The 10,989-nt window shown below is 71.3% G+C and carries 8 protein-coding genes; 6 read left to right on the forward strand and 2 right to left on the reverse strand.

Annotated features, from left to right (window positions below; all coding sequences use genetic code 11):
- Positions 1-154: 154 nt before the first annotated feature.
- Positions 155-1,039, forward strand: a complete 885-nt coding sequence (locus tag IA22_RS0102280; RefSeq protein WP_014156341.1) for a YceI family protein — start codon at positions 155-157, stop codon at positions 1,037-1,039.
- 144 nt (positions 1,040-1,183) lie between these two features.
- Here the strand turns inward: IA22_RS0102280 and IA22_RS0102285 are convergent, their stop codons facing one another.
- Complete coding sequence (locus IA22_RS0102285; protein WP_014156342.1) at positions 1,184-1,429, reverse strand: hypothetical protein; 246 nt, start codon at positions 1,427-1,429, stop codon at positions 1,184-1,186.
- Positions 1,430-1,518: 89 nt separating this feature from the next.
- On the opposite strand from IA22_RS0102285, the gene holA reads away from it, so the two are divergent.
- Positions 1,519-2,508 carry a DNA polymerase III subunit delta gene (gene holA, locus IA22_RS0102290; RefSeq protein WP_014156343.1) on the forward strand — a complete coding sequence of 330 codons (990 nt, stop codon included), beginning with the start codon at positions 1,519-1,521 and terminating at the stop codon, positions 2,506-2,508.
- A gap of 431 nt (positions 2,509-2,939) precedes the next feature.
- On the opposite strand, the gene rpsT is transcribed toward holA, so the two are convergent.
- Entirely contained in the window at positions 2,940-3,206 is a 267-nt protein-coding gene (rpsT, locus tag IA22_RS0102295) for a 30S ribosomal protein S20 (protein ID WP_014156344.1), read from the reverse strand.
- A 215-nt stretch (positions 3,207-3,421) separates the two neighbouring features.
- Here rpsT and lepA point away from each other — a divergent pair, with 215 nt between their 5' ends.
- From lepA to hemW, 4 genes are all read left to right on the forward strand, one after another.
- The gene (gene lepA / locus IA22_RS0102300) at positions 3,422-5,296 is read left to right on the forward strand and encodes a translation elongation factor 4 (protein ID WP_014156345.1); all 1,875 of its coding nucleotides are present in this window, start codon (positions 3,422-3,424) and stop codon (positions 5,294-5,296) included.
- Positions 5,297-5,577: 281 nt separating this feature from the next.
- Positions 5,578-7,467: an AMP-dependent synthetase/ligase gene (locus IA22_RS0102305; RefSeq protein ID WP_030122596.1), complete on the forward strand. Its 1,890-nt coding sequence runs from the start codon at positions 5,578-5,580 to the stop codon at positions 7,465-7,467.
- A gap of 281 nt (positions 7,468-7,748) precedes the next feature.
- Entirely contained in the window at positions 7,749-9,707 is a 1,959-nt protein-coding gene (locus IA22_RS0102310) for a SpoIIE family protein phosphatase (protein ID WP_014156347.1), read from the forward strand.
- 11 nt (positions 9,708-9,718) lie between these two features.
- The gene (hemW, locus tag IA22_RS0102315; protein WP_037659337.1) at positions 9,719-10,951 is read left to right on the forward strand and encodes a radical SAM family heme chaperone HemW; all 1,233 of its coding nucleotides are present in this window, start codon (positions 9,719-9,721) and stop codon (positions 10,949-10,951) included.
- Positions 10,952-10,989 lie beyond the last annotated feature (38 nt).

Consider the following 10,989-nt stretch of genomic DNA (forward strand, 5'->3'; position numbering starts at 1 on the left):
GGCACAGCTCGGCACAACCCACTCTGAGCTGCTGCGTTTGCCTCGAACGTCGCAACGGTGATCGAATGCATATTCGTCGGCGGGCCGCTGCTCCGACAACGACGTCCGGCTGTCAGGGTCCGAGGTGAGAACCACCCCTGGGGAGTACGTGCGCATGTTCGGCCGTTGGCTAAGCAGCAGAGGCAGGTCCGGCACCGCACAGGGCAACGCTCCCGCCGGGTTCCCGGTGCCGCAGGATGCCGCCATGCTGAGCTGCCGGGTGCTGGACCCCGTCTCCGAGCCCGTACAGCAGGCCGACTTCGTCGTCACGGACAGCGCCGGCCGCAAGGTCGTCAGCGGGGAGACGGACCCCTTCGGGAACGTGGTCGCGACCGTTCCCGCAGGTGACTACCGGCTGGGTGTCACAGCCGAGGGGTTCACCCCCTTCCACCGCTCGCTCACCCTGGACCAGGGCGATCACGTGAGCCTCGGAGATGTCTTCCTCCAGGTCGCCCAGCCTCCGCAGCTGCCGGATCCGGGTGACTGGGAGATCGAGCCCGCGCACACCCAGATCGGTTTCACGGCACGTCACATCGGCATGGCGCGGATCCACGGCAGGTTCAATACGTTCGCCGGTGCCGTGCGGATAGCCGACCGCATGGAGGACTCCGCCATGCACGTCGTCATCGACGCCTCGTCGATCGACACGAACGTCCGGATGCGTGACGACCACCTGAGGTCCGGTGACTTCCTGGATGTCGAGCGCTATCCGACCCTCGAGTTCTACAGCGAGCGCTTCGTCCACCGAGGCGGCACCCGTTGGGGCGTCACCGGCGCGCTCACCCTGCACGGTGTGAGCCGCACCGTCACCCTGGACACCCAGTACCTGGGCCTGGGCAGCGGTCTGGAGGGCGAGACCCGGGCCGCCTGCCGGGCGACCACCGAGCTGCACCGTGAGGATTTCACGCTCACCTGGCAGACGATGCTGGCACGCGGCATCGCCGTGGTCGGCCCGAGCATCAAGATCGACATGGACATCCAGATCGTCCCGAAGAGCTGACGACGCTCACCCACCCGTCACGCGGGACAGCGGGACGGCCGGACGGCGGGCCTGCCGGACCCCCTGCCTGGCTGCCGGACCGGCACGTCGCACCGGCGGGGCGATCCGGCAGGGCCGACCGGCCCATGGCGCGGAGGCCGGCCGTCATGGTGTTTCCAGCCAGCCCTCGTACTCCGCGGCGAACGCGTCGAGCGCCGTGGAGTCCAGCCGCGAGGCCGGGTCCTCCACCACCACCAGCCACTGCGCGTCGTCGGCGTCGTCCTCGCCGGCCAGCGCGTCCCGCACGAGCTGCGGTTCCTCGGTGACGCCGAACCGGTCGGCCAGTTCTGCTGCGACCTTTTCGGCGGCGTCGCGGTCGGGCAGCACCAGTACATGTCTCACATCGCTCACCCGGTCATTGTCCGGCAGGTCGGGTGGGGCGGTACGCCGGGGCGGCTGCCCCGCGTCGTTGTCACAGGGGCGTGGGATGCTGGACGGCGATGGCCACCAGACGCAATTCCACCGACGATCCGCTCGCCCCCGTCACGCTCGCCGTGGGCCAGGAGGACCTGCTCCTGGACCGTGCGGTGCAGCACGTGGTGGCGGCCGCCCGAGCCGCCGACTCCGACACGGACGTCCGTGATCTGACTCCGGACCAGCTGCAGCCCGGCACGCTCGCGGAGCTCACCAGCCCCTCGCTCTTCGCCGAGCGCAAGGTGGTGATCGTGCGCAACGCGCAGGACCTCTCCGCCGACACGGTCAAGGACGTCAAGGCCTACCTGGGCGCCCCTGCCGAGGAGATCACCCTCGTCCTGCTGCACGCCGGCGGGGCCAAGGGCAAGAGTCTGCTGGACGCGGCACGGAAGGCGGGCGCGCGTGAGGTCGCGTGTCCGAAGACCACCAAGCCGGCTGAGCGGCTGTCCTTCGTACGGTCGGAGTTCCGGGCGCTCGGGCGCTCCGCGACCCCCGAGGCATGCCAGGCGCTGGTCGACTCCATCGGCAGCGACCTGCGGGAACTGGCGAGCGCCGTCTCGCAGCTGGTGGCGGACGTGGAAGGCACCATCGACGAAGCGGTCGTCGGCCGGTACTACACGGGGCGGGCCGAAGCCTCGTCCTTCACCGTCGCCGACCGCGCGGTCGAGGGCCGGGCGGCGGAAGCGCTCGAAGCGCTGCGATGGTCACTGTCCACCGGTGTCGCTCCCGTCCTGATCACCAGCGCCCTGGCGCAGGGCGTGCGGGCGATCGGCAAGCTCTCCTCCGCCCGGGGAGGACGACCGGCGGACCTGGCCCGCGAGCTCGGTATGCCGCCCTGGAAGATCGACCGGGTCCGCCAGCAGATGCGCGGATGGACACCGGACGGAGTGGCGACGGCGCTGATGGCGGTCGCGGCGGCCGACGCCGGTGTCAAGGGAGGCGGGGACGACCCCGAGTACGCCCTGGAGAAGGCCGTGGTCGCCGTCGCCCGCGCGGCGCGTTCCGCTGGTCGCTGAGCCTGCCCCGCACGCTCCGGAGGTCACGCCGTCGCCCGCGCGGCGCGCTCCGGTGGTCGCTGAGCCTGCCCCGCACGCTCCGGACGGCGCGGCGTCGTACTCGCGCTCCGGTGGCCGCTGAGCCGTACCGTGCGCTCCGGGGCACGTGACAGGTCCCCGGGCCTCTGCGGGGGCCGTTGCGTCCCCCCTGTGGTGGCCGTTCCGTCCCACCGCACTGCGGGGCAAGTGACGTCCCCGAGCCACCGCCGCACCCACCCCAGGCAGACGAAGGCCCCGGCCGTCGTCCTGGGGAGGACGTGGCCGGGGCCTTCGGTTCACGCTTGGTGCGCCGCACCCGCGTGGCGAACGCAGGTTCGGTGTGCGGCGCGGGGTGCCGGTCAGGAGCGGGAGAGAGGGCCCGCTGTGTCCGTTCCGGCGATCACATCAGTAGCTCAGCCCTGGAGGGCGGCAACCTTGAGCGCCAGCGCCGACTTCTTGTTGGCGGCGGCGTTCTTGTGGATGACACCCTTCGAGACAGCCTTGTCGAGCTGGCGGGAGGCGTCGCGGACGGCCACAGTGGCCTTCTCGACGTCACCGGCAGCGGCAGCCTCACGGGCCTTGCGGATCGAGGTCTTGAGCGAGGACTTGACGGCCTTGTTGCGCAGGCGTGCCTTCTCGTTCGTCTTGTTCCGCTTGATCTGGGACTTGATGTTCGCCACGAAAGAGCCTTTTCAGGTTCGTTGGATCTTCTATGTGCGCCACGCCGCTTCTGAGGGCCACGAGGCACAGCTGCCCACGGTAGCAGCCACCCTCGGAACGGCCCAAACCCGTCATGGCCCCGCAGGCGTGGGACCATGGAGGCTACGTATCGATCCGTCCGACCCGACATCGACCCGAGACACGGCGTCCGGCGTCTCAAGAATCAGGACCCTGCGTGCCCGCGACTCCTACCCACGTGCCCGAGCCGAGCCGTACCGACCCGGCGCTGATCCGTAACTTCTGCATCATCGCGCACATCGACCACGGCAAGTCGACCCTTGCCGACCGGATGCTCCAGCTGACGGGAGTGGTCGATCAGCGGCAGATGCGCTCCCAGTACCTCGACCGGATGGACATCGAGCGCGAGCGCGGCATCACCATCAAGTCCCAGGCGGTCCGTCTGCCGTGGGCGCCCACTCAGGGTGAGGGTCAGGGCTCGACCCACATCCTCAACATGATCGACACCCCGGGCCACGTGGACTTCACCTACGAGGTCTCCCGGTCGCTGGCCGCGTGCGAGGGAACCGTCCTCCTGGTCGACGCCGCCCAGGGCATCGAGGCGCAGACGCTGGCCAACCTCTACCTGGCGATGGAGAACGACCTCACCATCGTCCCGGTGCTCAACAAGATCGACCTGCCGGCCGCCCAGCCGGAGAAGTTCTCCGAGGAACTGGCCAACCTCATCGGCTGCCAGCCCGAGGACGTGCTCAAGGTCTCCGCGAAGACCGGCGTCGGCGTGGACGCGCTGCTCGACCGGGTCGTCCGGGACGTCCCGGCCCCCGTCGGCCAGGCGGACGCCCCCGCCCGCGCGATGATCTTCGACTCCGTCTACGACGCCTACCGCGGTGTCGTCACCTACGTCAGGGTCGTCGACGGCCAGCTCAACAAGCGTGAGCGCATCAGGATGATGTCGACGGGCGCCACCCACGAGCTGCTGGAGATCGGCGTCTCCTCCCCGGAGATGACCCCGGCCGACGGCATCGGCGTGGGCGAGGTCGGCTACATCATCACCGGTGTGAAGGACGTCCGGCAGTCCAAGGTCGGTGACACCATCACCTCCCTGAACAAGGGGGCCACCGAGGCGCTGGGCGGCTACAAGGACCCCAAGCCGATGGTGTTCTCGGGGCTCTACCCCCTCGACGGATCCGACTACCCGGACCTGCGCGAGGCCCTGGACAAGCTCCAGCTCAACGACGCGGCCCTGGTGTACGAGCCGGAGACCTCCGCCGCGCTCGGCTTCGGCTTCCGTGTCGGCTTCCTCGGGCTGCTGCACCTCGACGTCATCCGTGAGCGCCTCGAGCGCGAGTTCGGTCTCGAGCTCATCGCCACCGCCCCCAACGTGGTCTACCGCGTGGAGATGGAGGACGGCTCGGAGCACACGGTCACCAACCCGAGCGAGTTCCCCGAGGGCAAGATCGACAAGGTGCACGAGCCGGTCGTCCGGGCCACGGTCCTGGCGCCCAGCGAGTTCATCGGCGCGATCATGGAGCTCTGCCAGAACCGGCGCGGCACCCTGATCGGCATGGACTACCTGTCCGAGGACCGGGTCGAGATCCGCTACACCCTGCCGCTCGCCGAGATCGTCTTCGACTTCTTCGACCAGCTGAAGTCCAAGACCCGGGGTTACGCCTCGCTCGACTACGAGCCCACGGGGGAGCAGTCCGCCCAGCTCGTCAAGGTCGACATCCTGCTGCACGGCGACAAGGTCGACGCCTTCTCCGCGGTCACGCACAAGGACAAGGCGTACGCGTACGGCGTCCGGCTGGTCGCCAAGCTGCAGAAGCTCATCCCCCGGCAGAACTTCGAGGTGCCGATCCAGGCCGCCATCGGCTCCCGGGTCATCGCCCGTGAGACCGTCCGCGCCATCCGCAAGGACGTCCTCGCCAAGTGCTACGGCGGTGACATCTCCCGTAAGCGGAAGCTGCTGGAGAAGCAGAAGGAAGGCAAGAAGCGGATGAAGATGGTCGGCAACGTGGAGGTGCCGCAGGACGCGTTCATCTCCGTCCTGTCGACCGACGAGTCGGCCGGCGAGGGCAAGGGCAAGAAGTAGCACCCGCCCCGCCCGGGGTGACCCGGGAGTACGCCGTCGGGCGTACCCGGAGCCGGCCCGACGGGCCCCTGTGCCGCGGACACCGCGGCACAGGGGCCCGCTTCGTTATCAAGCGGCGGCCCGTTGCCTCTTACGCGACGGTCCCACGCGCTCTAGTCTGATCACCACCCGTTAGTTACTCGCCAGTTAAACAAGCAGGCCGAGCGGGAACGAGAAGCAGGACATACAAGCAGCAGCACCCATAAGCCGGTCGTAGCAATGCCGCAGGCCCGGAGGACGTCGTGAGCGACACACAGACCTTGATCGATAGCCGACCGCCCTCCGTGGCGACTCTCTTCATCGACCGCGTGGCGGCCACTCCGGACGGGGAGGCGTACCGCTATCCGGTGCCCTCCGCATCGGGGCAGGGCCCGGACGACTGGAAGTCGCTCACCTGGGCGCAGGCCGCGGAACGGGTCCACGCCATCGCGGCCGGTCTGATCTACCTGGGTGTCCGGCCGGAGGAGCGGGTCGCGCTCGCCTCGTCCACCCGTGTCGAGTGGATCCTCGCGGACCTCGGTGTGATGTGCGCGGGCGCCGCGACCACGACGATCTACCCCTCCACGAACACCGAGGAGTCCGCCTTCATCCTGGCCGACTCCGACAGCCGCGTGCTGATCGCCGAGGACGCCGCCCAGCTATCGAAGGCCCGGGAGAGCAGGGCCGACCTGCCCGAGCTCGCGCACGTCGTCGTCATCGACCCGGCCGGCGCCGAGCCCGTGGAGGGTGACCCCGAGGGCTGGGTCCTCACCCTCGCCGAGCTCGAGGCCCGGGGCGCCGAGCACCTGGTGAAGAACCCCGACGCGGTCACCGACCGGGTCGCCGCGATCACCCCCGACCAGCTGGCCACCCTCATCTACACCTCCGGCACCACGGGCCGGCCCAAGGGGGTGCGGCTGCCGCACGACAACTGGTCGTACATGGCCAAGGCGACCGTGGCGACCGGTCTGATCACCGAGGGCGACGTCCAGTACCTCTGGCTGCCGCTCGCGCACGTCTTCGGGAAGGTGCTCACCTCCGGCCAGATCGAGGTCGGGCACGTCACGGCCGTCGACGGCCGCGTGGACAAGATCATCGAGAACCTGCCGGTGGTCCAGCCGACCTACATGGCGGCCGTTCCCCGCATCTTCGAGAAGGTCTACAACGGCGTCGCGGCCAAGGCGCGGGCCGGCGGCGGGGCCAAGTACAAGATCTTCCAGTGGGCGGCCGGCGTCGCCCGTGAATACGCCACGGTGTCGCAGGACAACTTCCGGCGCACGGGCAGGGCCTCGGTGCCGTTCGCGCTCGGCGCCAAGCACAAGGTCGCCGACACCCTCGTCTTCGCCAAGATCCGTGAGGCCTTCGGCGGACGGCTCCGAGCCTGCGTCTCCGGCTCGGCGGCCCTCGCCCCCGACATCGGCCTGTTCTTCTCCGGCGCCGGTATCCACATCCTGGAGGGCTACGGCCTGACCGAGTCCAGCGCCGCCTCCTTCGTCAACCCGGGCGAGGCCTACCGCACCGGTACCGTCGGCAAGCCGCTCCCCGGCACCGAGGTCCGGATCGCGGACGACGGCGAGATCCTGCTGCGCGGTCCCGGGCTGATGGAGGGCTACCACCGGCTGCCCGAGAAGACCGCCGAGGTGCTGGAGTCCGACGGCTGGTTCCACACCGGCGACATCGGCGAGCTCTCCCAGGACGGCTACCTGCGGATCACCGACCGCAAGAAGGACCTGATCAAGACGTCGGGCGGCAAGTACATCGCCCCGGCGGAGGTCGAGGGACAGTTCAAGGCGGTGTGCCCGTTCGTCTCCAACATCCTGGTGCACGGCGCCGACCGTAACTTCTGCACCGCCCTCATCTCCCTCGACGAGCCGACCATCCTCGGCTGGGCGGAGGAGAACGGCCTGGGCGGCAAGCCGTACGCCGACGTGGTGGCGTCCCCGCAGGCCGTGGAGCTCATCGAGGGCTATGTGAACCGCCTCAACGAGGGACTCCAGCGCTGGCAGACCATCAAGAAGTTCCGGCTCCTGCCGCGCGACCTCGACATCGAGCACGGCGAGCTCACCCCCAGCCTCAAGCTGAAGCGCCCGGTCGTCGAGCGCGAGTACAAGGACCTCATCGACGACATGTACGCGGGTTCCCGGGAGGCCTAGACGACGCCGGTACGCCCGCCCCGAGCGGCGTGCACGTCCGCGGAGACCGGACACGGCGCAGCAGGTCGGGACACGGCCCGGCAGGCCGGGACGCGGCGCTGCAGGACGGCCGAAACGGCAGGCAGGGGCCGGGGTCGGCGAGTGCGGGAGCACCCACCGGCCCCGGCCCGTTCCCGTCCGGCCCGAGCGACTTCCGTCACTCGACGCTTATGGGCGCGCCCGGTCTGTCACCCTGTCGGGATACGTCAGCGGCGTTTCGCGAAACCGTCAGGAGCCGCACCGTGGGGTCCATTCCCTCGCAGCGGGACATCGTCCAGCGTCCCGGCATTGTCGTCGCAGGTCAGGGCGGCGATCCGCGCCCGGCCGCCCGCACGAGCCTGCCCGGCATCCCGCAGGCCTCGGCCGCGGCCCGCCGATTCGTCCGGACCGCGCTCACCGAATGGACGGGGCTCGGCCTGCCCTCCACAGGTGAGTTCGGCGAGCGGCTGACCGACGACGCACTGACCGTGGCCAGCGAACTGGTCACCAACGCGGTCGTGCACGCCGGTACGACCGTCGAGCTGCTCCTCAGGCTGGAGGACTCGTCCGGTCCCGAGCCGGCCGCCCTCGTGCTGGAGATCACCGACCACCATCCCGCCCGGTCGGTGCGCGACGAGCGGGCCGACCGGCCCGACCCCGCCGAGTACGGCCGGGGCCTCCAGCTCGTCGCCACCCTCGCCGAATCCTGGGGCATCACCTACCGCACCGGCCTCAAGACCGTCTGGGCCCGCCTCCTCGGCGACGACCGCTACGGACTGCCCGACACCCCGGCCGCCGACGACGCCCCGCGCGGGCACCGGCTGGGCGACGGCGGGAGCCGCACCCCCGCGGCCGGACATGCCGTGCGCGACGACGCGGGCTGGGCGGGGCGTGGCGGGCTCTCCTTCCTCGCCGAGGCCTCCGGCCTGCTCGCCGGCCAGCTCGACGAGGACACCGTGGCCGCGACGGCGGGCCGCCTCCTGGTGCCGCGGCTCGCCGACTGGTGCGCGATATGGCTGGAGAGCGAGGGCGGCGGACCTGCGGCCGCCCCCAGACTGGCGGGGGTCTGGCACAGCGACGAGACACGGACCGAGCTGCTGCGCCCCACGCTGGAGAAGGAACCGCTGCGGTTACCCGGCAGCGTCGGTGCCGGCCCCGTCCCCATACCCTGGCCCGGCGGCGCCGCGCAGCGCGGGGACCGGACGGGAGCCGCGCTCGCCCACCGCATCGTCTCGGGCGGCCGCACGCTCGGCGCCCTCCTCGTGGGCCGGGAAGGCGACGACCACATCCCCGACGAGGTGGCCATCCTCCTCGCGGACTTCGTACGCCGGGTGGGCCTCGCCGTGGGCGCCGCCCGCGCCTACACCCGGCAGGCCACCATCAGCCGCATCCTGCAGCGCGGCCTCCTGCCCAGCAAGGTCGCCGAGATACCCGGGGTCTCCAGCGCCCTGGTGTACGAGCCGGGTGACGACGGCGTGGTCGGCGGCGACTTCTACGACCTCTTCCCCTGCCCCGGCGGCCGCTGGTGTTTCGTGCTCGGGGACGTCCAGGGCAGCGGACCCGAGGCCGCCGTCGTCACCGGCCTCGCCCGGCCCTGGCTGCGTCTGCTGTCCCGGGAGGGCTTCCGCGTGGGGGAGGTCCTCGACCGGCTCAACCGGCTCCTCCTGGACGACGCCATGGAGGCGGCCGAGGCCGCCGCCCTCATGGTCGCGGCAGCCGGCGGTCAGCAGCTCCAGGACGGCGAGCAGATCCAGGACGGCACCCAGTCCCGCTTCCTCTCCCTGCTCTACGGCTCCCTCGTACCGCTCCCGGACGGCGGGGTGCGCTGCACCGTGGCGAGCGCCGGCCACCCCCTTCCCCTGCTGCTGCGCCCCGACGGCTCCGTGCGCCCGGCCGCCGAGCCGCAGGTGCTGCTCGGGATCGTCGAGGACGTGGCGTACGACAGCCAGAGCTTCGACCTGGCCCCCGGCGACAGCCTCCTCTGCGTCACCGACGGGGTCACGGAGCGGCGCTCGGGGCGGCGGATGTTCGACGACGGTGACGGCCTCGCACGGGTCCTGGCGGGCTGCGCGGGGCTCACGGCCGCCGGGATCGCCGACCGGATCAAGCAGGCCGTCCACACCTTCGCCGAGCGCCCGCCGGACGACGACCTCGCCCTGCTCGTGCTCCAGGTCGACGCGGAACGGCACACGGCGGTGCGGGGCGACTCCGCCGGCGAGTGACAATGGACGGTATGCCTTCCGTACTGCCCGATGGTGAACCCGTGCCCGACGACGGGGCGCTGCCCCGCCATGCCCTGGAAGGCGCCGCGAGCCGTCCGCTCGGCTTCTACCTGCACGTGCCCTACTGCGCCACCCGCTGCGGCTACTGCGACTTCAACACCTACACCGCGACCGAGCTGCGTGGTTCCGGCGGAGCCCTGGCCTCCCGGGACAACTACGCCGCCCACCTGGTCGAGGAGGTCCGCCAGGCCCGCAAGGTGCTGGGCGACGACCCCCGCCCCGTCCGCACGGTCTTCGTCGGCGGCGGTACGCCGACACTGCTGCCCGCGGCCGACCTCGTCCGGATGCTCGCGGCGATCCGTGAGGAGTTCGGGCTCGCCGAGGACGCGGAGATCACCACGGAGGCCAACCCCGAGTCCGTCGACCCGGCCTATCTCGCGGCACTCCGGGAGGGCGGCTTCAACCGCGTCTCCTTCGGCATGCAGAGCGCCCGGCAGCACGTCCTGAAGGTCCTGGACCGCACCCACACGCCCGGCAGGCCCGAGGCCTGTGTCGCCGAGGCCCGGGCGGCCGGCTTCGACCACGTCAACCTCGACCTGATCTACGGCACCCCCGGTGAGTCCGACGACGACTGGCGGGCCTCCCTGGACGCGGCGATCGGAGCCGGACCCGACCACGTCTCGGCGTACGCGCTGATCGTCGAGGAGGGGACCCAGCTCGCCCGCCGCATCCGCCGCGGCGAGGTCCCGATGACGGACGACGACGTCCACGCCGACCGCTACCTCATCGCCGACGAGGCGATGGCGGCCGCTGGCTTCTCCTGGTACGAGGTGTCGAACTGGTCCCGCACGCCCGAGGGCCGCTGTCTGCACAACGAGCTGTACTGGCGCGGGGCCGACTGGTGGGGCGCCGGACCGGGCGCCCACAGCCACGTCGGCGGGGTGCGCTGGTGGAACGTCAAGCACCCGGGCGCCTACGCGCAGGCACTCGCCGAGGGCCGCTCGCCCGGGGCCGGCCGCGAGGTGCTCGGGGACGAGGACCGGCGGGTCGAGCGGATCCTGCTGGAGCTGCGGCTCGTCGAGGGCTGCCCGCTCTCCCTGCTCGCCCCCGCCGGCCTCGCGGCGGCCGCCCGTGCCGTGACCGACGGGCTGCTGGAGCCCGGACCGTACGGTGAGGGACGCGCGGTCCTCACCCTGCGCGGCCGGCTGCTGGCCGACGCCGTGGTGCGGGACCTGGTGGACTAGCCGGCCAGGCCCCCCGCCCGGCGGCCCGCGGAGACGCC

Origin of the sequence: Kitasatospora papulosa, assembly GCF_000717245.1 — a bacterium.
GTDB classification, from domain to species: domain Bacteria; phylum Actinomycetota; class Actinomycetes; order Streptomycetales; family Streptomycetaceae; genus Streptomyces; species Streptomyces papulosus.

What these genes read in the sequence shown, in the direction of transcription:
- IA22_RS0102280 (WP_014156341.1), top strand. Translation starts at nt 155, where the DNA reads ATGTTCGGCCGTTGGCTAAGCAGCAGAGGCAGGTCCGGCACCGCACAG.
- holA (WP_014156343.1), top strand. Translation starts at nt 1,519, where the DNA reads ATGGCCACCAGACGCAATTCCACCGACGATCCGCTCGCCCCCGTCACG.
- hemW (WP_037659337.1), top strand. Translation starts at nt 9,719, where the DNA reads ATGCCTTCCGTACTGCCCGATGGTGAACCCGTGCCCGACGACGGGGCG.